Genomic DNA, 25,834 nt, shown 5'->3' on the forward strand with positions numbered 1-25,834 from the left:
GTTTATTGAGAAACAAAAACATAGGTAATGGTTCCATCCACGCGTTTGTCGGTAGTTTTATCGGCCTCGAAACGAAAATTCTGCGCCGATGCTACAGCCATTTCCATGATGCATTCTTCCTGTGTCGATGAGCTTTGAACACTAGCCTGCAAGACATCGCCCGCCGGATTTACTGCTATGGCCACCACCACTGTTCCGCCTCCCTGGCAGCGGTAGATAGGCCTGTCGATATAACGTGCCTTGCGGTTAATAGGCACATTGTAGGTAATGCGGGTTTGTCCAAAATTGGTCTTTACCTCTTTCGGCTTGGTCTCCTTTTTCTCAAAAGTAACAGCAGGTTCTTCGGGCAATTGATTTTCGAATTTTGGGTTCAAATCTTCTGTGCCGATTTCCTGCATCACTTCCTGAATGTATTTTTCGGTGCTGATTTCTTCGTTCATTTTATCGGCTACATTCGAGGCAATGTTGCTCAAAGTTTGCTCTGTAAGCGGGGCAATCTCTTCTTTCACAGGCTGCGTCTCCTCAATAATCTGCTCGATAGATTTATAGGTTTCCTCGGACAATTCTATCTCAATCAGATCGTGGTGCTTGTTTTTAACCTCGCCGATTTTAAAAGTAAGAAACACAACAAGCAAAGCCAGGTGGAACACAATGGTGCCCAACAAACCTGTGATAATATTTCGCCTTTCTGCTTGCATGTAGTCTGTGAGATTAAGAATGCGCCAAATTAGAAAGAATCAACCAAAAATAAAGCAAAATATTGCTCACAACGAACAGAAATCGATATAATATAGATGCGTTAAATCATCGAAATGAACCTTTTCAGAGCATTGACAATGACTTCGATATTTTGTAAATTGAGTTGCAGCTTCCAATCCTCTCAGTAAACCTTTTTAAGGTTCATGCAAAAATACCTTTTCAAACAAATATAACATTAATATCATGGAAGAGAATAAGGTAATAGAAACCATCGGGAGCATTACCAAAATGGAACACTTGCGTTCGGTAGAAACAGGTCCCTTGGTCAACACGCTGGTATTAAACAATATCACACCCTTTCCGGGAATTAAAAGTGAAGATTTCAATGAAAGAAGCAGCCTTGGTTCCTTCTTTATTGTGCTACGGTATCGTTATGCGCCCGAAAAAATTAACCGAATTAACAGTAGTTTATTCAAAGATAAAAAACTGAACCGCTATCCTAGTTTTGGTGAAATCATCACACACGATTCCATACTCCCTTGCATTCGTCTGAAAGAAACTAGTATTTCAGAGCTTTCCGGCATTCAGGAATACCTTAGAAACAATACCCTGCAAATGATGGCTTATAAATTCTTCGACCAGCAAAGCAGGATAAAGATTTTTAAAACCTTTAAATTGGTTGAAACCAGCAATGGTATCTACCGAGATTTGAACGAAGGTGAAAAATTCTATCTCCAATATTCAGGCGAATTGAACTGGAAACGATTCGAATACATTGTAAAAAAAATCAAATTCGATTGTAAAAACAAAGAATTCGATGCTGCCCTCGGTGTGATTTACCGTTTTTGCGGACCCCAAAATGTAATTCGCATATACGACAAAGACAAAACCGCCGAACGTGCTTTAACCCTCCGAAAACTCTTTATTACCGAAATTAAGAAGGAAATTAACATCAGTACTTTTCACGAATGAAGCTCCCCGCAGCAAGTTGACGGGGTATCTGCAAAGGATTTTATTTTATTCGCCTTAAGAGGCGGGGTATTTACCCGCGCACCCGCTTTCAGTCCCGATGGATTTAAATCGGGATTCGACTATAAAATTTCATTTCGTGAACTCATGAAATTTAAGTCTCACGAATAAACACTGAAAAAAATAAACCGGATCCCTGAATTGAATATTTCAGGAGTCCGGTTTTTTTATGCATTTTATGTTTATCAGGGTTCTACAAACTTGAGCCATCCGTGTACATCTGGCTCATCGCCAAATTGTATGGCCGTAAGGTGCTCATAAAGCCTGGTACTTACTGTTCCGGGTTTATTATCCTTTCCGTATGAGTATATATGATTGGTTTCCGGATCAATAATTTTCCGAATAGGAGTAATCACAGCGGCTGTACCACAGGCTCCTACTTCGTCAAATGTCCACAATTCCTCCACCGGAATGGGCCTGCGTTCTATTTTCATACCCATATCTTCAGCAAGGGTCATCAGGCTCATGTTGGTAATCGAAGGTAATATTGATTTTGATAAAGGAGTCACATAGGTATTTTGCTTTATGCCAAAAAAATTGGCAGGGCCTGCCTCATCAATGTACTTTTTCTCACGAGCATCGAGGTAAAGACTGGTGGCATAGCCACTGTCATGGGCTATTTTTAGAGAAAGTAAACTGGCTGCATAGTTCCCTCCCACCTTGTAGCAACCTGTTCCAAGCGGTGCCGCACGATCGTAATCACGGCAAATCATGATATCCACCGGGTTAAACCCATCTTTAAAATAAGACCCAACGGGAGTAACAAATACCACAAACATGTAAGACCGCGATGGTTTTACCCCCACTTCGGACCCAATGCCTATAAGCAGTGGTCTGATGTATAAGGTAGCACCTGTGCCATAGGGCGGTACAAAATCTATATTTTTTTTCACCGCCGTGAGCACTGCATGTTCGAATAAATCATAAGGAGGTGCTTGCATTAGAATGCCTTCGGCTGAGCGTTGCATGCGTTTCCAGTTTTCATCGAGACGAAATATGCGCACCTTGTTATCTTTGCCGCGATAGGCTTTGAGACCTTCGAAAATCTCTTGTCCGTAATGCAGGCAGGTTGCGGCCATATGAATTTGTATGTATTCCGAAGTGCTGATTTCCAAATCACCCCAGGAACCTTCCGAATAGGTGCTGCGAACATTAAAGTCGGTTTTGGTATATTGGAAGGGTAGGTGCTTCCAGTCAAGATTTATCATGGCTTAAAACAATTAATTCATTGAGCTCTTCAAATTTAGTTATTCGCGCATTCTAAACAAGAAACTATTGTCATCTTTGAATGTTTTTAGTATCTTTTCATCTTTTACATTGAACTTATACTGAAAGAGCTTATTATATCGTTCCTTTTAAGGATGAAAAACAAGCGGTTCAGAATAGGTTTTAGTATGGCTGTTAATTATTAATTAGGTTTTTAAACCCACATTTAAGTATAAAATATTATCTTGTGCTATTAAATGAGCGATAACATGGTAGAAAAAAGTATGATACTAGTAACTTGGGATTTTACAGAAGTTTCTGAAAATGCCCTCTTACATGCCCAAATAGCGGCAAAAAAGATTCGTACAAAGGTTGTGTTGCTGCATATTGTAAAAAAAGACAGTGAAATTCAACCGGCCGAAGAGCGCCTTCATGGTGTGATTGCCGATAAATACAACCATTACGATCCAAAACCAGAGGCACTTGTAGTTGCCGGAACCATTTTTACAAGCATTACCGAAACGGCAGAGGAGCATGGTGCAAAAATGGTATTTATGGGAACCCATGGTATAAAAGGCACCCAAAAACTTTTTGGTAGTTGGGCCCTCAAGGTAATTTCGAGTTCGAAAGTGCCTTTTGTTGTAGTACAAGGACCTCCTGCAGCCAACCTCGAATACAAAAATCTGCTATTCCCTGTTAATTACAGGAAAGAAAACAAAGAATCGGTCAACTGGATAAGCTTTTTTTCGCGCTACTTTAGTACCAAGATAAATATGTTCACGGCAAAACATACCGACCCGGCTTTTGTAAAAGGTCTCGAGTCGAATATCATGTTCCTGACCAAAAACTTTGTGTCTAAAGGAGTTGAATTTGTGATCGAAGAAGCCGAAACTGACAAAGATTTTGCCACCCAGGTTGTAGAACACGCCAAAAAAATAAATACAGACGCCATCTTTATTGTTACTACCAAAGACATAGGCATTGCAGACTATATGCTTGGTGCGCATGAGCAATACATTATCGCCAACAAATACGAAATTCCGGTTATCTGTATAAACCCGCGTCCTCCAAAGGTAGGTGGCAGCTTTAGCACAGCCGGCGGATAATCAATTCATTCTTCGATAATAAATGAACAAGGGCTCCACAGCCCTTGTTTTGTTTTAAGCAATTCAGAAAAAACAGCACTATGTCTCTGCTATTTGTCACCAACAATGCCCACAAAGTGAAAGAAGTGGCTACTCTGCTTCATAACAAGTATGAGCTGCTTAGCCTACAAGATTTACAAATTGAAGAAGAAATTCCTGAAACGCATGATACCCTAAGGGAGAATGCCATCGAAAAAGCGATTTTCATCTATACAAAATACGGCTACGATTGCTTTGCCGACGATTCGGGGCTCGAAATTGATGCCCTCGATGGAAGACCGGGTGTTTTTTCTGCCAGGTATGCAGGCGAGCATTGTACCTTTGCAGACAATGTAAAAATGGTGCTCGATGAAATGCAAGGTATTTCGAACCGGAAAGCACGTTTTAGAACCGTAATAGCCCTTGTCGAAAAAGGTATAGTGTATACTTTTAATGGCGAAGTGGAAGGGGAAATTATAGAATTCGAACGCGGCACCCAGGGCTTCGGTTACGACCCCATTTTTTTGCCACTTGGCTTTCGCCAAACATTTGCCGAAATGCCACTTTCACTAAAAAACAGTATTTCGCATCGGGCCAGGGCATTAAAGCAGTTTATCCAATTTTTAGATGCACGCTAACAATTTTCTAACGAAAAAGCCGTATTTAGCTTATAATTAAATTTTTACTCATGCATTCTTTCCCCAGCAGAAACTTTCCCTTTCTCCTCCTGCCGTTGAGAGCCTTGTTCTTTTGGATATTCTTGTTAACTGGTATCGTTTCCGAGGCACAAATACCTAACAACTCCTGGCGCGATCATCTTGCTTTTAACCAGGCTACCGGTGTGGCTGTAACCCCACAAAAGGTTTATTGCAACATGACCAATGGCGGCATGCTGGTATATCACCGTTCGAGCGGAGAATATGAGAAATTGTCAAAAGTAAACGGCTTGTCCGATATCAATGTAACAGCTTTGGCTTATTCTTCAGAAGCAGCCGTTTTAATCATCGGATATCAGAACGGAAACATTGACCTGCTCACTTCATCCGGATTGATCAACATGCCTGATATCAAACGAAAACGCATGTCAACAGACCGGTCTATCAACATGATTTATGTGTATGGAACAAGAGCCTACCTGGCCTGTAGCTTTGGTGTGGTAGAAATTGACCTCATTAAGAAAGAAGTGGTTGATAGTTATATGTTTGGCCCAGACGGAAGCACTATCGAAGTAAACGATATTAGTGTGCTCGATAATTACCTATATGCTGCTACTAAAATTGGCATCTATAGAGCCGATTTAAATGCTCCAAACCTTGTAGATTTTTCTTATTGGCAAGTTTTGGCGAACATTCCTCAGCCGAATTCGGAGTACAAGCGAATTGAAACTTTTGATAACCAGATTTTTGCGCTATACAAGTCTGTTGGTGAAAATACCGATAAAGTTATCCGGTTTACACATGATGAGATTTGGAACCCATGGACACCAGTTGCCGATACCCTCATTCACCAATTGAGGGCCTATAACGACAAACTTGCGGTGGTAAGCAATTCCATCACTGCATTTTTCAATTCCTCCTTACAAAAAGTTCATCAGATCGATATGCCCCGGGGCCGCGATGCGGTTTACGATGCCGATGGAAATATATATGCTGCTGCCACATTCAAAGGTTTTCTTATTTTCAGGGGAGGCACCCAGGAACAATGGAGATATATCAATGGCCCATTAGGAAATATCACCGGCTATGTGCATGCAAAGGATGACCATGTATGGGTAGGTTCTGGCGGCTTTTTCTATCCATATGCAAACGGAGCAGCCTATCATTTTTTCAACGAAAATTGGTTCACCCTTTCTCCTGCTAACGCTGAGGAATTGGCAGGTATTGGAAATTTCAACCGCTTTACCTTTCATCCTAACAACATCAACCATGTGTATGCAAGCGCTTATCGCTATGCACTTTTCGAAATTGTAGACGAAAAGGTCGTAGCAAGGCACGATCGCACCAACACCCCTTTGTTTGCCGATAAAATACCTGCCGAATTGGGTGTGCGCATAATGAACATGGCTTTTAATTACAAGGGCGATTTATGGACGGTGATGGAATCGACACCTCAACCAGTGTTTATATTGCGAGAAGACAAACAATGGGTACAACCTCAACTTGTCTCTCCCATTTTTCAGTCGGCCAGCAAATGGCGTGATCTGATCATAACCCAAACCAACCAGGTATGGTTGCTCGACGATCGTAACGGCATTGTAGTAATTCAGGAACTTTCCGATGGTAACAAAAGAGAGAAATATTTTACAATAAAGAACCAGGATGGAGAGTTTCTATCTGCTGGCTATTGTTTGGCAGAAGACCGCGATGGCAACGTATGGGTTGGCACCAACAAAGGTCCAATTGTGTATTCCTCCAGTAACCAGCTTTTTGACGAAACCGAAGTCATAGGCAACCAGATTAAAATACCACGCAACGATGGCACAGGCCTGGCTGACTATTTGCTAGACTACGAGATAATTAACGATATCGCTGTAGATGGTGGCAACCAAAAATGGCTGGCCACTGAAAATTCAGGTGTATTTCTGGTTTCGCCGGATGGAAAAAAAACCATTCATCAGTTTACTTCCGAAAACTCACCGATTATTTCAGACAATGTGATAAGTGTAGATGTACAGCAAAAAACCGGCGAAGTATTTATCTCCACCAACAAAGGTTTAGTAGCATTTATGGGCGTTTCAACAATAGGCAATGAAGAATACAGCGATGTATATGTATACCCTAATCCGGTGCGACCAGATTATGAGGGTGAAATTACTATATCGGGTCTGGTAGAAAATTCGGTAGTGAAGATTACCGACATTTCGGGTAACCTGGTTTTTGAAACAAACTCTTTGGGAGGAAAAGCTGCATGGGATGGAAAAAATTTTTCAGGCAATAGAGTAAATACCGGAATTTACCTTGTATTTTTGGCTACCGAAGACGGAAGTAAAACCCACATCACCAAACTGGTATTTATTCACTAAGCTCCTATGCAAGCATTCTGGGACAACAGGTATAGCCTCGATGGATATGTCTATGGCGAAAATCCAAACGAATTTTTTGCACAAGAGATTCAGGGATTGACTCCAGGCAAGCTTTTGCTACCCGGCGAGGGAGAAGGCAGAAATGCAGTGCATGCCGCCCGGCAATGTTGGAAGGTTTGGGCATTCGATTTTAGCAACAATGCTCACGACAAGGCACTTAAACTGGCTCATCACCATTCTGTTACAATTAATTACCAGGTAATTAGTTATGCCGATTATATTCCTGCAGAAGCGATGTTCGATTGCCTTGCTTTAATTTATGCCCATATTACAGATGGTAATCGTCAGCTTTATCACCAAAAAATGCTTAAAAGCCTTAAACCAGGTGGAAAACTGATCTTAGAAGCTTTTTCGAAGAGTCAAATTCAGAATAAAACAGGCGGGCCACAAAACATCGATTTTTTGTACTCGAAAGAAGAGCTTGCTGAAGATTTTAAGGACTTACAACAGCTACAAATCAGCTATCACCAGCTCGAATTAAACGAAGGTGAATTTCATAATGGTAAGGCAGATGTGATCAGGCTGACTGGTATCAAGTAGTTTTATTCCTTTTCTTTTTCTTCCGATAATACTTAATTAAGAGCAAGGCAAGTCCTGCAAGTAAAAAGAGGGGCCAGACATAAAACAGGCCTACAAATACGCCCACTAAACCTTTCCATCCGGTATGCAAGGCTTTTACTAGCCTTTCAAAAATGTTTTTCTGCAACTCAGGTTCGTACTGATAAGCAAACTTCTGATAAAAATTCAGGTATACCGTGCTATAATTGACTCTATTCTGCAGATAGCGCAACCTGCCTTCCACAGACTCTATCTCTTCACGAAGTTTGCGTAACTCTGTTTCCACTTCCAGCACTTCTTTAATGGTTTTTGCCTGCTTTAGTATTTCGTAATAACGTTTTTCCGCTTCGCGTTTGGTTTTTAGCCTACCTTCCACATCGATGTATTCTTCGGTCACATCCTGGGCTGTGATGTTTTTATACTCGAAACGCCCCGGCAAGGCACTTATATCGCTTAGAAGTTGGTCGAAATATTTGCTTTCGACCCTTATTGTAAGATTGTTAGAGAGCTGGACATTGGAATGACTTTCGCTTTCATTTACAAGGTAGCCCTGGTACTTGCGGATTATTGTATCTAGGTTCTGGCGGGTTTTATAATAATCCTTTACTTCGAAACCAATGTTGGCCTCCCTGATAATTTTCAGCACCGGTTCTTGAACCTGCTCGTCAGAAGCTGGTGATTCCTTGGCTATAGCTTGCTCATTGCCCATAGCAGGCTCTGCCATAAGGGCCATATCTTGTTCGGCAAGGTTTTTAGTGTGTGGAGAGCTGCAGGCAAAAACCATTGCAGAAATCAGGTAGCTGATAAATAGTTTCATAATATTCTGTTTGTACTGGAAAAATTACTCAATTTTTCCAGAATGCAGAACGGGTGCATTGAAAATATTTAAGCCCTTTAGAAAGTGATGCAAAATCCCATAGCAACTGGGTAAAGCTCTGGGCCATTCTCGTCGAGAAATAAACTTACAGGGTAGTAATTCATGTACACTTTCAGAAGTTTATAGCCAATGCGTCCGGTAACAGCATAACGAAAAGGCCGCAGGTAATAATCGCCACGTAAATTTTCTTTTCGCTTGTTACCATTTTCGGTATAAGTATATTTTGTGTTGGCGCCCAGTTTCAATCCTCCTATTACTCCAGCCGATACATACATACGATCTTTTCGGGGTCCATCGAAAAATTGAACCTCAAACAACAATGGAACAGTGAGGTAGGTAGTCTGAAAACGGTTTTTATTTAAATCCTGGGTAAGGTTTTTTGGCTCTATTTGTTGAGTTTGTGTATTTTTTACAATGGTGTTGGAGTGCGAAAAATGATAATTAGACCATTCGATACCCATACCGGTCACTGCGCCAAAATAGGAGCTATGAATGGGTAAACTGTATTGGATAAAATTGAGGTTAAAATTCCAGGAATTATTGGTGCTAATGTCCATAAATTCGGTTTCGGTTGAGCGATTCAGTGAAAAATTAGCATCAACGTAGTTATTCATGCCAAATTCAAAACCGGCCCAATGACCTCTGAACCGTGATGATTCTTCGAAAAGTTTTGTATCAAAGTCAAACCCATCTTCTTCATCCTCATTATCTTCTTTCTCTTCGTCTTCTTCCCATATTTTCACGTAGGTACTGTCGTTAATTTCAATGATTTCTACATTCTTTTTTCCAACTGTAAAATAGCTGGTATCGGCTAACGTTGAAGTTGTATCTGCCTTAAAAGAAACAGTGTCCTGAAATACTTCGATTGAAGCAGAATCGGTAGATGGTTCGCTTGCATACCCTGTTAAAAGTAAACACAAGGTAAATAAACTAATTAGAACGATTTGACGGTACATGGCTTCTGGTTTAATGTTTTTCTGTAAGACGCCCTTAACGAAGGGATGTTACAGGTGGGCATCTTTTTCTTGAAGCAATATTGAATAGAATATCAATTGCTTCTTACTTTTCGCTTGATTGTAAAGCTTTCCGATGATATGGCAAAAGCTATAATTCGGCCCTCTTCGTCGGTTTCGGATTCGAACTGAAGGTTTGCCTCGGTTAGCTGGTTAAGGCTGTTTACTCCTTTTTCCAAAACCTGGTTCACAGATAGTTGTGTGGTTTCGTCAAGTATTTCGGCACTTTTTTTCTGAAAGAGGCTCCAGGCCATTTGAGGGCGGTTTGGTTGTTCCTGCTCAATTACAGACTCTTTTGCAGGTGGAATTAAAATTGTTTCCTGCATGGGAGTTTGGCTTTTCACTCTGCTAATTTCTATCCGGTTCGCAGGTATAAAAACATCCTGTTCGCCGGTTGTATCAACAACTTCTTCCGAAATCTTATCAGCAAGTATTGTTTTTTTTGACAAAGCCATCGACTGGGCAATTTCTTTATTTTGCGGACTATCCATGCTAATCTCCTTCTCTGCTTCAGTTTCTGAGATGTTCTTGGCTACAGAATTTGACTCTGCCAAATCCGGTTTATTGCCCCAGGTTACATCCTGCACATTTCTCGATTGGTTAACAAAAAACCAACCGGCCAGGAGCAAAATGGAAGCGGCGGCAGCAAATGAATAAACAAGTGCCCTTCGCTTATTTGTTAACAAGATGTATTTCTCCTGACGGTAAAGTGCTTTCTTCTTTTTATATCTATCGCTAATTGGTTTTACTTTTAGCTTCTCGTACAAATAAAAAACTGGCTTGTATTCCTGATTTTTTTCGATGAATTCTTCCAGTGTTTTTTTTGTGTCTGCATCCAGATCGCCCTCGTGGTAAGCAATGCAAAACTCTTCGATGGTAATTTCATTAATGGCTATGGAATAAAAATCTTTCTTAAGGTATCTAAAGTTTTTAGCATATAAAAGATCTGGCACAGAATCTGAATGGGCTCGCAAAAGTTCTATTTCAGCCATAATATCGGGGTTCTGAGCCAGAAAGAGCATAAACATGGCTCCATCGGCTACATCGAGCGTTCCTTCGATGTAAGATACTGCCCAACTTTCGTAATTATCGCGTGTAATGTCCATGTTAAATCACGTTTTCAAGCGAACCAATATAATTCTTCAAAAACTGACGGGCCCTGTAAATATACACCTTCACCTGGCTTTCGTTGAGCCCCGTAATGGTTTCAATCTCCTGATAGTTATACCCTTCATAGTCGCGTAAAAGCACCACCGAACGCTGAATGGAAGGAAGTAAATCAACTGCCTTTTGGATCACTTCCCCTAAATCGGAATAGGAATCGGTTCTTTTGTCGCAGACATAAGCAGCCTCTTCAAGTTCTTCGTTCCGATGGCTTTTTCGGATTGAATCAATCATAGTGTGATAAGCGGTAGTAAAAAGGTAGGACTTTGCTTTTTGGTAATTTACTTCGGTATAATGCTTCCAGAGCTTTTCGAAACTATCCTGCACCATGTCTTCTGCAAGCACAGCGTTCCGTAGGTTCTTCAGTAAAAATCTGTAGATACCATCGGCATAGAGTTCTACACAAAGGTTGTATTCGGCTAGGGTCATTTGCGCGCAATTTCAAATACTATGACGCTCTTAAGTGAATAAAGTTACAGCCAAATAAAATTTAAGCTGGAAAATTTTTATCGGATTTTTCCTTTTGATAGAGGGAAAATACCAGATAGGCATCTTTTAACACTAAAAATAAGCAGGATCTTACCGGAACCATCCGAATTTGAGTGAAACAAACACTCCGGGCGAAGCAAAATCTGATGCAGTGTATGGGCTTACTATTTCGCCGGTATTGTAAAAGAATTGGTAGTTGATTCCGGCACCAAGTTTAAAGAAATATGAAAAATTCATTTCCAACTCCAGTGTGGGCACAATTACATACACCAGGTCGCCGGTTTTTGTAAGGGGTTCACTGTTCAGGTCTTTAGGCTTTTCGCCTATTTTTCCCCATCCCATTTGTGTATGCAACACGGGATGTATGGCTTTGTGGGGTTTGAAGGTATAACCCATCCAAAGACCTCCGTGGCCATATGTCATGTAATAATTCGGATTGCCCCTGTATTCGGTTTGGGTGGTTTTGCCCATTCCGTAACCGCCAAAAAAGAAATTGTTAATTACCACGGCACCTCCACCACCCATCATATGAACAAACTCGTCGTCGATTCTGGTAAAGCACATAAGGGGTGCCATAAATCCACGTACTTTAGCTTTGCCATCAGGGTTACCAATGGTTTCAAAAGTATCAGATTGAGCTTTGATACCAGATAGAATTAAGAGAAGCAAAAGAGCCGTAAATATTTTCTTCATTTCTACAAACAGCTGTTCAGACTTATTGGCAAAGACATAATCAGTAGGCCAAGGGTTGCACAATATATAAAAAAACCCGGAAAAATCCGGGCTTTTTAGAAGCATTTAAGCATTTTAAAAGAAGCTCCCTGCAACATACAGCGAAAGCATCTAAAAAAGTCCACCTTCTAGGAATTCATACATCGCAGTATTCAACTCATTTATCCCGATAAGCTCCGGTATCGGGATCAGTTCGACTAAATAATTTTAAGGCGTCTTCGACTTTTAAAAATATGTCTCACTGATTAAACAATGAGCATGGCATCGCCATAGGTGCCAAAACGGTATTTTTCCTTGATGGCAATTTTGTAGGCTTCGAAAAGGAAATCGAAACCGGCAAATGCCGAAACAGTCATCAATAAAGTGGAAAGGGGCAAATGAAAATTCGAAATCATGCTGGTGGGCACGCTAAACTCGTAAGGCGGAAAAATGAATTTATTGGTCCATCCATCGAATGGTTTCAGGAATCCCTGGGTAGAAACAGAGCTTTCAAGGGTGCGCAGCACTGTAGTGCCAACGGCGCAGATTTTACAATTTTCTTCCCTGGCCTGGTTCACAATTTTCACCGCACTGTCGGGAATAATGATGCGCTCTGAATCCATTTTGTGCTTGGTGAGGTCTTCCACATCGACCGTACGGAAATTGCCTAAACCCACATGAAGGGTTATTTCAGCAAAGTTGACTCCTTTAATCTCGAGGCGTTTCAATAACTCTCGACTAAAATGCAATCCGGCAGTTGGGGCTGCCACAGCTCCTTCGTGTTTAGCAAATACAGTTTGATAACGGTCTTTGTCTTCGGGTTGAACCTGACGCTTAATAAATTTAGGAAGCGGAGTTTCGCCCAATCCATAAAGGGTGGCCTTAAACTCATCATAACTGCCATCGAATAAAAAGCGCAAGGTACGTCCGCGCGAGGTGGTATTGTCAATTACCTCGGCTACCAGCGAATCGTCTTCGCCAAAATAGAGCTTATTGCCTATTCTAATTTTGCGGGCCGGATCGACCAGCACATCCCAGAGTCTTTGTTCTTTGTTGAGTTCGCGCAGAAGAAATACTTCGATTTCGGCTCCGGTTTTTTCTTTATTTCCATAGAGACGTGCCGGGAATACTTTTGTATTGTTAAACACCATTACATCGCGCTCGCCAAAATAATTCATAATATCCTTGAACACATGATGCTCGATGGTTCCTTTTTCACGGTTCAATACCATGAGCCTCGACTCATCGCGATTGGGGGTTGGATACAAGGCAATCAGCTCTTCGGGAAGGTTGTACTTATACTGCGATAACTTCATATTTTATATTTATTTATTGGTCTTTATTAAAGTGCCCTTTATACGTAAAAAGGCTATCTGGGTTACAACAATTTTATGTTTTTTTCAAAATCTTCCAGTTTCATGGCATCACTAAGCTTGTATGCCCCTACAGCCGTGCGTACCAGTGCTGTAAGGTGCGCTCCCGAATCCAGCTCAAGCCCGAGGTCGCGTGCCAGTGAGCGAATATAGGTTCCCTTGCTGCACCGGATTCTAAACCTTCCAACCGGAGCCTGGTAATCGAGCAATTCAAACTCATGCACCGTAACTTCCGATGGTTTCAGTTCTGCTTCGATACCTTGTCTGGCCAATGAATAGGCGCGAATACCGTTTACATATTTGGCTGAAAAAATAGGTGGTACCTGCTGTATGTTACCTATAAAATTTTCCAGCTTCTCTCTTATCTTTTCGGCATTTATTCCTGCCGTATCAAAAGTGGCATCAACTTCCGTTTCGAGATCGAAAGAAGGAGTGGTTTCGCCAAACTTTATTTCGGCCACATACTCCTTGTCGAACCCGGTAAGGTTGGCAATTTGTTTGGTAGCCTTTCCGGTGCAAATAATCATCAGACCTGTTGCCAGGGGGTCGAGGGTTCCGGCATGACCAACTTTCAGCTTCTTCCAGCCAAATTTCCTGCACAACAGCCAGCGCACTTTGCCCACCAACTGAAAGGAAGTCCATTGAAAAGGTTTATCAAATAAAAGAACTTGTCCGCTACTTATGGATTCGGAATCAATTATGGGTATCATTTAGTTAGCCCATCATGTTTAAATCCACACCAAAAGCCAAAAGTAGAATAATTATCATCCCTACCACTATACGGTACCAGCCAAAAATTCGAAATCCATGCTTTGTAAGATAGGTAATAAACCCCTTTATGGCCAGCAAGGCTACTACAAAAGCAACCAGGTTGCCAATGAGCAGGACATCGATATTTTCTTTGGTAATAAATTGATAGTTTTTATAAAGTTTGTATGCCGAGGCCGCAAACATGGTAGGCACTGCCAGAAAAAACGAAAATTCTGCGGCCGCTTTACGGTCGAGTTTTTGGCTCAGCCCACCTATGATGGTAGCGGCCGATCGTGAAACGCCGGGTATCATGGCAATGACTTGAAAAAACCCTATTTTAAGTGCTTTGGGATAAGTAATCTCGTTTTGAACAGGTTTTTTAAACCAATTGTCGACAAACAAGAGCACCACTCCGCCTGCCACAAGCGATATGGCTACCACCAGCACACTTTCGAGTAATTGGTCGATTAGGTCGATAAACAAAAATCCAATCACTGCAGCAGGCAGGAAAGCAACAATTAGTTTCAGATAAAAACTAAACGATTGCAAAAACCTGCGCCAGTATAAGACCACTACCGAGAGAATGGCTCCAAACTGAATGTTCACAATGAACATTTTTACAAAATCGCTCTCTTCGATGTTGAGCAATTTTTGTGTGATAATCATGTGCCCGGTAGATGAAATCGGCAGAAATTCTGTGATGCCTTCTACGATGGCAATTATAATGGCTTTTAATATATCCATGAATGCGTATTTATGCCAGTTAGTCTGGCAATAGATAAATGATTTCGGGAATTATTATTCTTTTGGTTTTTTCATGATTGCCCAAATAACGAAAATAAAACCACTCAGCACCACAATGGGCGCAAGGGTAATACGGCGAAATGAAAAAACTTCTTCGGCATTAAATATTGTTGGATCTTCGGAAGCCCCTCCCATCATGAGTATGAAACCCAATAGAATTATTCCCATGCCGATGAGCAGGTATTTATAGTTTTCTTTGCCCAGAGCGAAGCCGGTTTTTGTTGTGCTTTGTTCTACTTTTTTTGCCATGTGTCAGGAGTAAAGTTTATCTGTTTTTATATGAATGTAGCGCGTTACCGCTAAATAGGTCGAGAACCAATTGAGCAACAAACCCAAAAAAAGTACAATGGCGTACAGAGCCAATAAAAGCTTCAGGTCGGTTAGTTTAACCATGCCTTCTACTTGTTTCTGTATAAAATAAATCATTGCCGTAAGCAGGCTGATGGCTACCAGGGCACTTACAAAGCCCTGCAACAAACCAGCCAGCAGGAATGGTTTTCGGATATACCCCGGAGTGGCTCCCACCAGTTGCATGGTACGAATGAGAAAACGTTTAGAATACACCGAAAGGCGCACTGTATTGTTGATGAGTGTCAGGGCTATAAGAAACAGAAAGGCGCTGAAAAAAAGAATAAACAAGGATATTTTTTTTACATTCTCGTTCACAGCCTGTATCAGGTTCTTTTGGTAATATACTTCTTTGATTCCTTCAAACTCCTTTAAATCGTTTTCGATTACAGCAATACTATCGTTGTTGGCATAAGAAGCATAAAAGTTCACTTCGATGGTAGGCAGAAGTGGATTGTACCCCAGTGTGGTGAGAAAATCCTCTCCTAAAGCTTCCTGCAACTCCACAGCTGCCTGTTCCTTGGTAATGTATTTGGTTTCTTTTACATAGGGGCGCGCATCGAGGGCCTTTTGAATGCGGAAGATTTCTGCTTCGCGAAGTTGTTCGCTGATAATTACTTTAAAGTGGATATTTTCCTTGACGTAATTGCTTAGGCGGTTTGTATTTAATAACAAAACACCCACAACACCCAGGAGCAACAGCAACAACGATATACTTATGGTGGAAATGATAAACGAACTGCGTAGTCTTCTATTCTCTAATTTTTTCAGGTTCCCTTTGGGCATAGCTCATGCAAAATAAGCCACAAAAATAGAAAGAAATAAATACCAACAAGACTTTTGCGTATTTAAAATATGTTAATACGGCTGTCACCAAGAAATATAGCGGCCAATATGATTATGTCAGATTTATAAATAAGCAGTAAGAATTCTTTACCTTTATCAATCTTAAAAAACCTGTGCAATGACCCTACAGCAAGCCCAAACTGAAGTAGACAAATGGATAAAAACCTATGGCGTACGCTATTTCAGCGAGCTTACCAACATGGCCCTACTCACCGAAGAGGTGGGCGAACTGGCCAGTTTGGTGGCACGCACCTATGGCGAGCAATCTTTTAAAGCAGGTGAGCCGGAAGGAAAAATTGCCGACGAGATGGCCGATGTATTGTGGGTGCTGCTTTGCCTTGCCAACCAAACAGGCGTAAACCTTACCGAAGCTTTTGCAAAGAACATGGAAAAGAAAACCCAACGCGACTCGGATAGACACCTGAAAAACAAAAAACTCAATTGATTTATGGATAAAATTACACGGCTCTGCTCAGAAATTATCAGCTACAACAGGCCAGCCCGCGACAAGGAGAATCTTATGCTTCTCTATTCGCTACTCGATTTAACCAACCTCAACAGTACGGCCACCGACGAAGACATTTCGGAATTGTGTAGCCAGGCTTCGCAGACCCTGCACAAGCAGCAAGAAATTCCCCAGGTTGCAGCCGTATGCATTTATCCGGTGTATATAAAAAAATGCAAGGAATTGTTAGCCAACACCCCGGTAAAAGTCGCTGCCGTAAGCGGCGTGTTTCCGCATGCCCAATCGTTTGCCGAAGTGAAATACCTCGAAACAGAAATGGCCATTGCCCATGGTGCCGATGAAATAGATATGGTGCTAAATCTCTCGGCTTTTCTGAATAAAAAAGAATCGGTGGTTTTCGACGAAATTAAAGCCATGCGCCAGATTTGCGGCAAACACCATTTGAAAGTTATTCTGGAAACTAGTTTGCTGAAAGACTACAAACTTATCGAAGAGGCTGCCCGTATTGCACTTGAAGCAGGCGCCGATTTTATAAAAACTTCTACCGGCAAGGATGGCTCTGTAGCAAGTTTGGAAGCTGCCTATATCATGTGCAAAACCATCAAAGATTACTACCGCGAAAATGCCTTTATTGCCGGATTTAAACCCGCAGGAGGAATATCGGAAACCAACATGGCACTCAATTACCTGGCCATTGTGGCCGAACTTCTCGGCGAAGAATGGCTTTTCCCGGAACGATTCCGTATTGGTGCAAGCCGCCTTGCATTGAATCTGCTCCAGGACCTTGAAGAACTGGAAAAATAATTCCCTTTTCCCAACTTTATCGAATTCAAACCGTAAGTGTTGGTAATTATTTGGCAAACTGAAAATCAATTTGCCTCTTGTATGTTACCTTTGCAGCAATTATTGTAACGCTTATGCCATTTAAGCAGGCCGATTCAACTCAAACCACCCCCGACACCCTGCCCCAGGTTGTCAACGTGCCTGAGCAAATCGATTCGGCTCTTCCACCATCCAACGTCAAACCCCAGCAGCCTGCAATTGCCTTAAAATCCCCTTCTATTACAACAACTCTAGTCCCGGATACTACCCAGAGTATAGGATTAGCGGCCGATAGTCTTGTCACCGATAGTTTGCCAGTGCAGCCAGAGCCAAAGGAAGAATGGATTGTGCTTTATCCGACAATTAAGAATGAAGATAGCAGCCGGGTAATGATTGCCAATAACAGTTTTACCGGATTTGGTAATTCTACTGCAAAAACAAAAATGCGTTTTGAAAAACTGCCCTCGAACCTGCTGGCAGAAAAAGGCTGGGGCCTGGGACTATTCTTATTGGCAGTGATACTGCTGGTAACTTTGCGTAAAAATTACGAAAAATACCTTCAATCAGTTTTCAATTCAGCAGCCAACCTGCAAATTTCCGAAAAACTTCTGCGCGAACGTAACGTACTGGTAAAAAGAACTTTCTTCTTTCTGAATGCCATTTTTGTAGTAGTGATGGCATTGTATCTCTACCAGGCAGTTAAATACCTGCAAGGTAGCAATGACTCTGCCAATTTTTTATTCTACCTGATTTTGCAATTCTCGTTCATTCTTGTTTTGCTCTTGCGCATTGGGGCTATACTGCTGCTGGGGTACCTTTTCGATGCCAGGCCGGTTTACCGCGAATACATGCACAACACCTTAATCCTCAATAAAGTATTGGGTATTTTTCTTCTTCCGCTTGTATTGGCTTTGTTTTATATACAGCCCGCGCTATGGGAAGGGGTTTTTTTCACCGCCACAGCAATTATCGCTCTTGTGCTCGTATACAGATACATCCGTGCTTTACAGATTATATTCAAACACAAAGTTTTTTTATTATATAGTATTTTATACCTTTGTACCCTTGAAATTTTGCCTGTTCTGGTGGGTATTAAAATTGTTGTAACGCAGAGGTAGCAGAGAAAAATAGGAGGATTTAAAGAATATGAAAATAAAAAATATTCTCGTTTCACAACCACAACCTTCGTCAGACAAGGATCCGTACTTTGAAATTGCCGAAAATCACAATGTGAAAATTGAATTCAGGCAGTTTATTCATGTCGAAAGTGTGCCAACCAAAGAATTTCGAAAACAGCGTGTGAATTTTCTCGATTTCACAGCAGTCATTTTCACCAGCAAAACTGCCATCGACAATTACTTTCGCATTGCCGGTGAAATGCGAACTACCATTCCGGATACCATGAAGTATTTTTGCACTTCGGAGTCGATTGCGCACTACCTGCAGAAATACATCGTATTCAGAAAACGGAAAATATTCTATGGCAAGGGTCGCTTTGTCGACATCGTGGAATTACTCGATAAGCACAAAGGAGAAAAATACCTGGTGCCCCTATCCGACCAGCACAAGAAAGAAATTCCGGAGTTGCTGGGAAAGTACAAGGTAAACCATAAAATCTGTATTTTATACAATACCGTTAGCAGCGATTTAACCGATCTATCGATTATCAATTACGATGTATTGGTATTTTTTAGCCCTTCGGGAATAAAATCGCTGTTCAAGAACTTTCCAGATTTTCAGCAAGACGAAATTAAGATTTGTTCTTTCGGAAACTCCACTGCCCAGGCCGTAAAAGATGCAGGATTAAGACTCGACCTTCAGGCTCCGCTGCCCGAAGCCCCTTCGATGACCATGGCGCTGGACCAGTTTATACGCGAACAAAACAAGAAGAAATAAAAAAACCCCCTCGGAAATTACGAGGGCACTGAAAAAGTATCAACTTATTTAAGTAATTCTCTAAAAGATAACTGGCAAGTGAAGACAATATCTTCATTTGCCAGTTTCTTTTTAAAGAACGAAATGCAAATTTTCTGGTAAAAAGAGCTTTTAAATTCTTTTTGTAATGAGGGTAGATGTAATTTGAGGCTGGAGTCCCCTGTTAATTCATTAATTTGAGGATTCTTTTGAGATTTACAGTAAAAATGGCCATTGCCCCTTGCATTTGCATGTTGGTAATTCCGTACGAAGTAGCTCTTCCATAGCCATGTACGTTTTTTAGTTCACTATTTTTTGCTTCAATTTTATAACGGTGTTTTGCCTTTTCTTTGAAGTATTCGGTCTGTTGAAACTCCATTTGTTCCAAATGTTTATCCGATTTAATAGAAACAGAATAGGTTTTAGTTTTTGCATCAGGTTTATAGCATCCGTTTTTTAAGGTACATGTTTTACATTTTTCAATATCGAAGTAATAAGTGTCTACTTGGTTGGAGCCATCATCTTTCTTTCCTTGACGTGCTTTTCTTATAGCCATATGCCCTGCGGGACATACAAACATTCCGGCATCTTTGTTGTAGTCAAATGTATTTTCTTGATTTCTAAAACCCTGCGTAATAGAGGGATTCAATTTTGCAACGATTTTTATTTCTTGTTCATCAGCAATTTTAAGATTCTCCATTCCTGAATAGGCTGCATCGCCAATGATTGTATCTACCTCAATTCCATTATTTTGACTAGATTCAAGCAATGCCGGTAACTCTGGGCCATCGCCCTTTTCTCCGGATGTTACCACGGCAGCCGTAATAATTCGTTCCTCTGTCATGGCGATATGGGTTTTGAATCCAAAAAATGAAGAGTCTTGCGTCTTATGGCCTGTTCTGGCATCAGGATCCTTTGAAAGTGTATAATGATCCTGTGTATCTTCAATGGTTTCTTTCAATAGATTTAGCTTTTCTTTTACTTTTGGGAATGAACGTATTACTTCGTCTGACTCTATCGCCTTTTCAAGCGTATCACAATATAATAATTCATGCTCCAAATCATTGTCTTCGTTCTTTTTAGGCATTCGCTCTATCCAGTTCTCATCTGTGGAATAAACCACCTTACGAAGTTGCCGGGCACGTTCTTTGAGCACTTCCAAGGGGGACAATGGGTTCGATCTGGATAATGAATGTGTGGCATCAACAATAATGGACTTCGATTTGATGATACCCTTTTCAATGGCAATGGAAACGGTCTTGCCTATCAAAAGATTCAACAAATCGGTATCCTTCAACCGCAGTTTCCTGAATTTGGTAAGCGAACTGGGATTTATCACATCTTCTTCAGGTGTCATCTCCAAAAAATACTTGAAAGACATGTCAAAACGGGAACGTTCTACTACATCTACATCCGAAATGTCGTATATCGTTTTGAGCAACAGATATTTGAACATACGAATAGGGCTCTCAGCATTGCGCCCATTGGTTGAGCAGTATTTGGTTACCAGTTCATCATAAATGAACGAAAAATCAATGAGCTCATTAATTTTTCGTAGTAGATTATCCTTGGGAACGATAAGGGAATATAGATCAGAGTATAAACTAAGCTGAAGTTTTTGCTGTTGTACGAGCATATAAGTGCCTTTATTTTAGGCTCTTAAGATACAAAAAAAAGCAGTAAAATGCCAAGTTTTTATCTTGTATTTTACTGCTATATTATTAATATTCTTGTACTTGGGACTTTTTCAGTGCCCTCGAAATTACCGAGGGGGTTTTTTTATTTCGGATTATGCAGCCAAAAACCTGAATTCGATCGAAAACATTGTTTGTAAAATTTCGCCCAATTCTCGTACGTCTTCGTTGTCCTTTTCGTACTGCCAGTTTATTATCACTTTAAATCCCTGCTGTTCAAGTTTTTCAAGTGTTTTAAGCAATTCGATAATGTGTCGTTTCGAAGCTGCATTGACGTGTTTAAGAGCAATATCTACATTTGTTTGGTTTGCAGGTTGCAGCGCATAGAGGTTCATTTTCCTGGTCATATGCCCGTAAAATTCATCGTTCGCCTCTACCGGGGTCGAATTCCCGGTAATCTTCATATAGCCTTCCTGAATGATGGCATAAGGTGTTGTTTTTGTTCCCTGAATGAAAAAATACATGGTTTTGTGATTTTATTGGGTTTACGCACAGATTGCTTCAGGGTTGTCAAAGCCTGAATGATTTTTCTCATCGGAAGAATCAGCTGCCAAAATGCAACCACCGCTTAGCCCATTTCGTAAACTTTGCCGTAACATGGAAAGTGAATGTCAGATGAAGTGTATAAGATGTAAAAAATCCCTGCCCTCAGGCTTGTTTTGCCAGCCTTGTAAAGGAATTTTACTGCCCTATTTCGAAAACACACAAGACTGGCATCTGGCATTCGAAATGGAAAGCATTCACCGCTCTATGGCAAAATACATGCGGTTTAAGGGCGATATAGCTGAATTCTGATCGCACAACCAGCTTTCTGTTCGGTATACATCAATTTTATTCAGCTAAACACTTCGTGTAATATTTTCAGCGAGCTGATAGGGCTCATGCCTTCGAGGTGAAAATAATAATAATCGACCACGGCCGAAACCAATAGATTGCGCTGCGCATTGCTTAACTGAATGCGTGGCAAATCGTTGAGCGAATAACCTAATAACTCATGAATTTTTAATCCTGTGCCAGCGGGTTGATACACATCTATTTCGTGGTTATTTTGAGGAAAAATACCCAAAAAGCGGGTAAACTGAACCAGAAACACCAAGTGGAAATTGGCACAGCCTTCGTGGCAAAATTCAAGAATTTCGATGGATCCTGCCAGGTAATCGAAAAGGTTATGATCGGCTTCTGCCTCATGCAAACTTCGGTAGAGCAATTCGCCAATAAACAAAGAAATGGTACTTTTTACAATATCTGATCGTATTTGGTGAAGGGGATTTCCAAGGCTCAGATCGCGAATACGCTGTATGGAGCGTGTGTGCTTATGGTCAACCTCCAAATCGAGCAACGACAATGGCTGAAAATAACCTGCATGAAATTTTGACTTTTTGCTTCGCACACCTTGTACCATATACGATTGGCGGCCAAACTCGCGGGTATATACATGCACAATCAGCGAACCCTCGCCGTATTTCAGGCTATGCAAGACAATGCCTTTGGTTTTATGTTGCATAAGGATAGAGGGTTTAAAGCTTTGAGAATTATTTGCTTCGTTTGTTTTTGTTTTTCACGCTTTCGGATGACACACCCCCAACGTTGCGATGAATATAGGGCAAAAACTTTAACACACTAAAAATCATTGTTAATTAACAATGCTGGATGCAGCGTGCTATTCATAGTAAATCATTGCATTCTGATTCTTTAATCTTTGTTTAACCCAATTGTTTAATTTCTTTTTATCGCTCTCCACTAATTTTGAATCTACCGACAAAATAACAATAGGCATCCTCTGGGGTGACGAAAGTGAATCATGAAAATATAAAGATTCAGCATACAGACTACCTTGTACCTGGGGAAATATAGTTTTTATTTCACTCAATAAAGTCTCTCCAAATTCTTGCTGAATTAAAATACTATCTAATTCCAAATTCCGCTGGGTTAGTGAAGTATTCAGGCCAACAATTTGCTCCCTTAGTTTAAACAGTTCGAAATTTTTATCGTCTATACTACTGAAGGTTAATCCTTGTTCGATTTGAATAGTGGCATTTTTAATGTGAAAGTTTTTGGATTTTTCCGCTATTTCATTTTTCTGATTTTCTGAAAGGGTTGATCCGCCATAAACCAATGTAATGGTACCTAATTTAGCATCAATATCAGATTTTAAGAGGTAATTTCCTTCATAAAGTGACACATTCGAAACATATTGATTTGCATTGAGTATAAATTCCTCTTTTTTTACAAGTTTGTACCCGAAAAATATGCTGGGTAAAAGAACAATTATAATTACCAATGTGATAGCACGATCGATTTTTTCTTTTTGTCATTGTCCACAATAGTTCTGATTGGAAACTTCAATATCTGAGAAACCCAAACGGATGCCAGTGCAATAAATATGGTGTTAATGGTGAACAAATAAAAGGCCCCGAAGAAAAATTCAAATTGCCCTGTTGCAATTCCATAACCAGCAGTGCAAAGAGGGGGCATTAGAGCTGTAGCAATTGCAACACCCGGAATCACATTCCCTTTGTTTTTGCTGCTAATTGCAACTATTCCAGCTAAACCACCAAAAAGTGCAATTAACACATCATAAATGGTTGGACTTGTTCTGGCAAGTAATTCAGAATGCGCAGTGGAAACAGGACTTAATGCAAAATAAGCCGTTGAAGCTACAAGGCTTGCCAATATAGCAAAAGCATAGTTTTTCAGTGCTTTTCGAAACAGGTCCAGGTCATATGTTGCAATGCTATAACCCATTGCATTGATAGGACCCATTAGGGGAGATATAAGCATGGCACCGATTATTACAGCTGTGGAGTTCATATTTAAACCCACCGAAGCCACAATAATTGCAAAAATCAATATCCAAAGATTCGTACCCTTGAAAATAATCCCCTTTTTAATTTCTTCATAAACTGACTCTTGATTTTCCAGTTCAGGTTCTAAATTTAAGTAGTCTAAACCCCTTTGAATAATGCTATGAATTTTCATCATGATAAAATTAATTTACAAGGTATGATGGAACACCCATGTTGCTGAATTTTTTATAGTTGTGTGTAACTTCGTTGAACTCTTCCGATATACATCGTTTTTTTTTTGCAAAACATGGGTGTTTCAAAGTGGTATTTTTTGCTTAGTATAAAAGGCTTCATTTTTGCGCCAGGTAAACAGTGAAAAAATACTCCCTCCCGGCTTCCTCATCGCGGTAAGCAAGAAATTCTGTTTGCTTTATCAGCTTAAATTGATGCGCCATGAGCAATTCGTGTATGTATTGATTGCTGTGCTTAAAAACCCTGATGCCTGATTCTTTTACCTGCGAAAAATTCCTTCTATGTGCGTTTTCTCATAGCCCGATTCAATACCAGGTAAGTACTGAAGTGTTGTAAAAGCAAATACTCCATCGTTCACCAGGCAGCGGGCCACTTCAGAAAAAACCGAGCCCAGGTTGCCTACCAGATGAAAAACCCCCATGCTGATAGCATGATCAAATAAGGCTTGTTGGTAGGGCATTTTAAAGTGAGAAAGATCGGCTACACGCAAATCAATAGCAAAGAGTTTTTCGCGGCATATTTTTAACATTTCTTCCGAACCATCGATGCCATAAATATTGATGCCGGCCCGCGAAAAAGCCACAGAACTTAAGCCGGTTCCAATTCCCAAATCAAGCAAATTTTGCCCAGACTGAATGTATTCGTGCATAAGGCCAAAAAGCATTTCAGGTCCATACCAGTAAGTTTTGGCCATGTACGCATCGTAATGGGGTGCAAACTGGTTGGTATGTAAAAGGGTGTTCTCGGAATTCATGGCTGCTAAATAGTTTGGGTTGCAGATCGGTTAATTGCCCAATCGAGTTTTTAGATCTATGTCTGTACAATTTTCTGAACCGCCAGGCTGGTTTTTTTCTAACTTCACCAGCATGAACAAAGGTATATATTTTGCCTCATTACAGCACTTTTATGGGGATTCCTGGCAATCGCCATTAAAGTGGCACTGAATTTTCTGCCAGCTTTTACCGTAATCTGGTTGCGATTTGTGCTGGCTTTTGCTGCTTTGGTTGGTTATTACATTGTAAGCGACCGCGAAAAACTGCATATGGTAATTAAACCTCCCCGGGTGGCACTTTTTGCCGGCATCTTCTTAGGCCTCAATTACCTGGGATATATCACCGGTATCCAGCTTACCTCGCCTTCCATTGGCCAGGTATTTATCCAAACCGGTACGGTAATGCTTGCTGTTGCAGGTTTTGTATTTTTTAAAGAGAAGGTTAGCCTGCGGCAGGGCATGGGTCTGGCCATAGTACTGGCTGGCCTGGTTATTTTTTACCACGAACAGATTGTGCAGATTGCCGGCGGATTGACAAGCTATAAAACCGGCGTGTTGCTGGTGCTTTTTGGTGCTATATCCTGGACCCTTTATGCCGTTTTTCAGAAGGTAGCAGTAAGGCAATATAACCCCATGCAACTTAACCTGATAGTATTTGGATTTCCGGCCCTGCTTTATAGTCCGCTTGTAAATTATCAGGTACTTCCTTCCCTTTCGTTCGTCCAATGGTTCATTGTTCTATTTCTGGGATTCAATACCCTGGCTGGCTATGTTTCTTTGGCATATGCTTTTAAATACCTCGAAGCCAATAAAATTTCTGCCATCATTGCCCTAAATCCCCTTATTACTTTTGCAGTAATGGCCTGGTTGAGCGCAAAAAAAGTAAGTTGGATCAGTGGTGAAGTGCTCACTCCTTTAACCATAGCCGGAGCGTTTGTGGTAATTGCCGGCATTTTGCTTACGGTATTAAGAAAAAAATGAAATTTTTACCAGGTTTTTATTAGGGTTATTTCAGACTTTAGTGTGATATTACTGAAACTAAAACAAAGCATCGT

The 25,834-nt window shown here is 40.8% G+C and carries 27 protein-coding genes and 1 pseudogene; 11 read left to right on the plus strand and 17 right to left on the minus strand.

Features of this window, described 5'->3' with window-relative positions; translation table 11 throughout:
• Positions 1-2 precede the first annotated feature (2 nt).
• Complete coding sequence (locus IPM71_07665; GenBank protein ID QQS52601.1) at positions 3-698, minus strand: TonB family protein; 696 nt, start codon at positions 696-698, stop codon at positions 3-5.
• 244 nt (positions 699-942) lie between these two features.
• Between IPM71_07665 and IPM71_07670 the strand changes: the two genes are divergently transcribed.
• Positions 943-1,671 carry a hypothetical protein gene (locus IPM71_07670; protein ID QQS52602.1) on the plus strand — a complete coding sequence of 243 codons (729 nt, stop codon included), beginning with the start codon at positions 943-945 and terminating at the stop codon, positions 1,669-1,671.
• Between the two features lie 242 nt (positions 1,672-1,913).
• Here IPM71_07670 and IPM71_07675 read toward each other — a convergent pair whose 3' ends face one another.
• The gene (locus IPM71_07675) at positions 1,914-2,936 is read right to left on the minus strand and encodes a branched-chain amino acid aminotransferase (protein ID QQS52603.1); all 1,023 of its coding nucleotides are present in this window, start codon (positions 2,934-2,936) and stop codon (positions 1,914-1,916) included.
• Between the two features lie 282 nt (positions 2,937-3,218).
• Between IPM71_07675 and IPM71_07680 the strand changes: the two genes are divergently transcribed.
• The 4 genes from IPM71_07680 to IPM71_07695 all read left to right on the plus strand — a co-directional run bounded on the left by IPM71_07680 (position 3,219) and on the right by IPM71_07695 (position 7,680).
• Positions 3,219-4,040 (plus strand): universal stress protein, encoded by an 822-nt coding sequence (locus IPM71_07680; protein ID QQS52604.1) that lies wholly within the window; start codon positions 3,219-3,221, stop codon positions 4,038-4,040.
• 80 nt (positions 4,041-4,120) lie between these two features.
• Positions 4,121-4,696, plus strand: coding sequence for an RdgB/HAM1 family non-canonical purine NTP pyrophosphatase (gene rdgB / locus IPM71_07685; protein ID QQS52605.1), 576 nt, complete (start codon positions 4,121-4,123; stop codon positions 4,694-4,696).
• 50 nt (positions 4,697-4,746) lie between these two features.
• The gene (locus tag IPM71_07690) at positions 4,747-7,080 is read left to right on the plus strand and encodes a T9SS type A sorting domain-containing protein (GenBank protein QQS52606.1); all 2,334 of its coding nucleotides are present in this window, start codon (positions 4,747-4,749) and stop codon (positions 7,078-7,080) included.
• Between the two features lie 6 nt (positions 7,081-7,086).
• On the plus strand, positions 7,087-7,680 hold the full coding sequence (locus IPM71_07695) for a class I SAM-dependent methyltransferase (GenBank protein QQS52607.1): 594 nt from the start codon (positions 7,087-7,089) through the stop codon (positions 7,678-7,680).
• Here the strand turns inward: IPM71_07695 and IPM71_07700 are convergent.
• From IPM71_07700 to IPM71_07745, 10 genes are all read right to left on the minus strand, one after another.
• A complete protein-coding gene (locus IPM71_07700) occupies positions 7,673-8,515 on the minus strand; it encodes a DUF4349 domain-containing protein (GenBank protein QQS52608.1) in 843 nt (280 codons plus the stop codon). The two genes, IPM71_07695 and IPM71_07700, sit on opposite strands and share 8 nt — an antisense overlap.
• Positions 8,516-8,592: 77 nt before the next feature.
• On the minus strand, positions 8,593-9,531 hold the full coding sequence (locus IPM71_07705; protein QQS52609.1) for an outer membrane beta-barrel protein: 939 nt from the start codon (positions 9,529-9,531) through the stop codon (positions 8,593-8,595).
• 92 nt (positions 9,532-9,623) lie between these two features.
• On the minus strand, positions 9,624-10,694 hold the full coding sequence (locus IPM71_07710; GenBank protein QQS52610.1) for a hypothetical protein: 1,071 nt from the start codon (positions 10,692-10,694) through the stop codon (positions 9,624-9,626).
• A 1-nt stretch (position 10,695) separates the two neighbouring features.
• Positions 10,696-11,181: an RNA polymerase sigma factor gene (locus IPM71_07715; protein QQS52611.1), complete on the minus strand. Its 486-nt coding sequence runs from the start codon at positions 11,179-11,181 to the stop codon at positions 10,696-10,698.
• 150 nt (positions 11,182-11,331) lie between these two features.
• Positions 11,332-11,934: a hypothetical protein gene (locus tag IPM71_07720; GenBank protein ID QQS52612.1), complete on the minus strand. Its 603-nt coding sequence runs from the start codon at positions 11,932-11,934 to the stop codon at positions 11,332-11,334.
• A gap of 284 nt (positions 11,935-12,218) precedes the next feature.
• The gene (gene queA / locus IPM71_07725) at positions 12,219-13,268 is read right to left on the minus strand and encodes a tRNA preQ1(34) S-adenosylmethionine ribosyltransferase-isomerase QueA (GenBank protein QQS52613.1); all 1,050 of its coding nucleotides are present in this window, start codon (positions 13,266-13,268) and stop codon (positions 12,219-12,221) included.
• Positions 13,269-13,330: 62 nt separating this feature from the next.
• A complete protein-coding gene (gene truB, locus IPM71_07730) occupies positions 13,331-14,035 on the minus strand; it encodes a tRNA pseudouridine(55) synthase TruB (protein ID QQS52614.1) in 705 nt (234 codons plus the stop codon).
• A gap of 4 nt (positions 14,036-14,039) precedes the next feature.
• Positions 14,040-14,819: an undecaprenyl-diphosphate phosphatase gene (locus tag IPM71_07735; protein QQS52615.1), complete on the minus strand. Its 780-nt coding sequence runs from the start codon at positions 14,817-14,819 to the stop codon at positions 14,040-14,042.
• Positions 14,820-14,873: 54 nt separating this feature from the next.
• A complete protein-coding gene (locus IPM71_07740; GenBank protein ID QQS52616.1) occupies positions 14,874-15,128 on the minus strand; it encodes a DUF3098 domain-containing protein in 255 nt (84 codons plus the stop codon).
• Positions 15,129-15,131: 3 nt separating this feature from the next.
• Entirely contained in the window at positions 15,132-16,013 is an 882-nt protein-coding gene (locus IPM71_07745) for a cell division protein FtsX (protein ID QQS52617.1), read from the minus strand.
• Positions 16,014-16,191: 178 nt separating this feature from the next.
• Here IPM71_07745 and IPM71_07750 point away from each other — a divergent pair, with 178 nt between their 5' ends.
• From IPM71_07750 to IPM71_07765, 4 genes are all read left to right on the plus strand, one after another.
• Complete coding sequence (locus tag IPM71_07750) at positions 16,192-16,518, plus strand: nucleotide pyrophosphohydrolase (protein QQS52618.1); 327 nt, start codon at positions 16,192-16,194, stop codon at positions 16,516-16,518.
• Positions 16,519-16,521: 3 nt separating this feature from the next.
• Positions 16,522-17,343 (plus strand): deoxyribose-phosphate aldolase, encoded by an 822-nt coding sequence (deoC, locus tag IPM71_07755; GenBank protein QQS52619.1) that lies wholly within the window; start codon positions 16,522-16,524, stop codon positions 17,341-17,343.
• A gap of 77 nt (positions 17,344-17,420) precedes the next feature.
• Positions 17,421-18,479 carry a DUF4271 domain-containing protein gene (locus tag IPM71_07760; GenBank protein ID QQS52620.1) on the plus strand — a complete coding sequence of 353 codons (1,059 nt, stop codon included), beginning with the start codon at positions 17,421-17,423 and terminating at the stop codon, positions 18,477-18,479.
• 28 nt (positions 18,480-18,507) lie between these two features.
• Positions 18,508-19,257 (plus strand): uroporphyrinogen-III synthase, encoded by a 750-nt coding sequence (locus tag IPM71_07765; GenBank protein ID QQS52621.1) that lies wholly within the window; start codon positions 18,508-18,510, stop codon positions 19,255-19,257.
• A 202-nt stretch (positions 19,258-19,459) separates the two neighbouring features.
• On the opposite strand, the gene IPM71_07770 is transcribed toward IPM71_07765, so the two are convergent.
• The gene (locus IPM71_07770; protein ID QQS52622.1) at positions 19,460-20,911 is read right to left on the minus strand and encodes an IS1182 family transposase; all 1,452 of its coding nucleotides are present in this window, start codon (positions 20,909-20,911) and stop codon (positions 19,460-19,462) included.
• Positions 20,912-21,064: 153 nt separating this feature from the next.
• Positions 21,065-21,433 (minus strand): DUF1987 family protein, encoded by a 369-nt coding sequence (locus IPM71_07775; protein QQS52623.1) that lies wholly within the window; start codon positions 21,431-21,433, stop codon positions 21,065-21,067.
• A gap of 151 nt (positions 21,434-21,584) precedes the next feature.
• Between IPM71_07775 and IPM71_07780 the strand changes: the two genes are divergently transcribed.
• Positions 21,585-21,764, plus strand: a complete 180-nt coding sequence (locus IPM71_07780; GenBank protein ID QQS52624.1) for a hypothetical protein — start codon at positions 21,585-21,587, stop codon at positions 21,762-21,764.
• 40 nt (positions 21,765-21,804) lie between these two features.
• Here the strand turns inward: IPM71_07780 and recO are convergent, their stop codons facing one another.
• From recO to IPM71_07795, 3 genes and pseudogenes are all read right to left on the minus strand, one after another.
• On the minus strand, positions 21,805-22,473 hold the full coding sequence (gene recO, locus IPM71_07785) for a DNA repair protein RecO (protein ID QQS52625.1): 669 nt from the start codon (positions 22,471-22,473) through the stop codon (positions 21,805-21,807).
• A gap of 156 nt (positions 22,474-22,629) precedes the next feature.
• Positions 22,630-23,948 (minus strand): annotated as a pseudogene (locus tag IPM71_07790) (TIGR00341 family protein).
• Between the two features lie 318 nt (positions 23,949-24,266).
• The gene (locus IPM71_07795; protein ID QQS52626.1) at positions 24,267-24,761 is read right to left on the minus strand and encodes a class I SAM-dependent methyltransferase; all 495 of its coding nucleotides are present in this window, start codon (positions 24,759-24,761) and stop codon (positions 24,267-24,269) included.
• A 180-nt stretch (positions 24,762-24,941) separates the two neighbouring features.
• On the opposite strand from IPM71_07795, the gene IPM71_07800 reads away from it, so the two are divergent.
• Positions 24,942-25,760, plus strand: a complete 819-nt coding sequence (locus IPM71_07800; GenBank protein QQS52627.1) for a DMT family transporter — start codon at positions 24,942-24,944, stop codon at positions 25,758-25,760.
• The last annotated feature ends 74 nt before the right edge of the window (positions 25,761-25,834 follow it).

This window comes from Bacteroidota bacterium, assembly GCA_016699695.1.
Classification (GTDB): domain Bacteria; phylum Bacteroidota; class Bacteroidia; order Bacteroidales; family UBA10428; genus UBA10428.

Excerpts from the sequence above, each read along its gene's own strand:
- IPM71_07695 (QQS52607.1), top strand. The coding sequence starts at position 7,087 with ATGCAAGCATTCTGGGACAACAGGTATAGCCTCGATGGATATGTCTAT.
- truB (QQS52614.1), bottom strand. The coding sequence starts at position 14,035 with ATGATACCCATAATTGATTCCGAATCCATAAGTAGCGGACAAGTTCTT.
- IPM71_07710 (QQS52610.1), bottom strand. The coding sequence starts at position 10,694 with ATGGACATTACACGCGATAATTACGAAAGTTGGGCAGTATCTTACATC.
- IPM71_07700 (QQS52608.1), bottom strand. The coding sequence starts at position 8,515 with ATGAAACTATTTATCAGCTACCTGATTTCTGCAATGGTTTTTGCCTGC.
- IPM71_07705 (QQS52609.1), bottom strand. The coding sequence starts at position 9,531 with ATGTACCGTCAAATCGTTCTAATTAGTTTATTTACCTTGTGTTTACTT.
- IPM71_07665 (QQS52601.1), bottom strand. The coding sequence starts at position 698 with ATGCAAGCAGAAAGGCGAAATATTATCACAGGTTTGTTGGGCACCATT.
- IPM71_07775 (QQS52623.1), bottom strand. The coding sequence starts at position 21,433 with ATGTATTTTTTCATTCAGGGAACAAAAACAACACCTTATGCCATCATT.
- IPM71_07770 (QQS52622.1), bottom strand. The coding sequence starts at position 20,911 with ATGCTCGTACAACAGCAAAAACTTCAGCTTAGTTTATACTCTGATCTA.
- IPM71_07690 (QQS52606.1), top strand. The coding sequence starts at position 4,747 with ATGCATTCTTTCCCCAGCAGAAACTTTCCCTTTCTCCTCCTGCCGTTG.
- IPM71_07680 (QQS52604.1), top strand. The coding sequence starts at position 3,219 with ATGATACTAGTAACTTGGGATTTTACAGAAGTTTCTGAAAATGCCCTC.
- IPM71_07765 (QQS52621.1), top strand. The coding sequence starts at position 18,508 with ATGAAAATAAAAAATATTCTCGTTTCACAACCACAACCTTCGTCAGAC.
- IPM71_07675 (QQS52603.1), bottom strand. The coding sequence starts at position 2,936 with ATGATAAATCTTGACTGGAAGCACCTACCCTTCCAATATACCAAAACC.
- IPM71_07750 (QQS52618.1), top strand. The coding sequence starts at position 16,192 with ATGACCCTACAGCAAGCCCAAACTGAAGTAGACAAATGGATAAAAACC.
- IPM71_07740 (QQS52616.1), bottom strand. The coding sequence starts at position 15,128 with ATGGCAAAAAAAGTAGAACAAAGCACAACAAAAACCGGCTTCGCTCTG.
- recO (QQS52625.1), bottom strand. The coding sequence starts at position 22,473 with ATGCAACATAAAACCAAAGGCATTGTCTTGCATAGCCTGAAATACGGC.
- IPM71_07670 (QQS52602.1), top strand. The coding sequence starts at position 943 with ATGGAAGAGAATAAGGTAATAGAAACCATCGGGAGCATTACCAAAATG.
- deoC (QQS52619.1), top strand. The coding sequence starts at position 16,522 with ATGGATAAAATTACACGGCTCTGCTCAGAAATTATCAGCTACAACAGG.
- IPM71_07795 (QQS52626.1), bottom strand. The coding sequence starts at position 24,761 with ATGAATTCCGAGAACACCCTTTTACATACCAACCAGTTTGCACCCCAT.
- IPM71_07715 (QQS52611.1), bottom strand. The coding sequence starts at position 11,181 with ATGACCCTAGCCGAATACAACCTTTGTGTAGAACTCTATGCCGATGGT.
- IPM71_07735 (QQS52615.1), bottom strand. The coding sequence starts at position 14,819 with ATGGATATATTAAAAGCCATTATAATTGCCATCGTAGAAGGCATCACA.
- queA (QQS52613.1), bottom strand. The coding sequence starts at position 13,268 with ATGAAGTTATCGCAGTATAAGTACAACCTTCCCGAAGAGCTGATTGCC.
- IPM71_07720 (QQS52612.1), bottom strand. The coding sequence starts at position 11,934 with ATGAAGAAAATATTTACGGCTCTTTTGCTTCTCTTAATTCTATCTGGT.
- rdgB (QQS52605.1), top strand. The coding sequence starts at position 4,121 with ATGTCTCTGCTATTTGTCACCAACAATGCCCACAAAGTGAAAGAAGTG.
- IPM71_07745 (QQS52617.1), bottom strand. The coding sequence starts at position 16,013 with ATGCCCAAAGGGAACCTGAAAAAATTAGAGAATAGAAGACTACGCAGT.
- IPM71_07780 (QQS52624.1), top strand. The coding sequence starts at position 21,585 with ATGAAGTGTATAAGATGTAAAAAATCCCTGCCCTCAGGCTTGTTTTGC.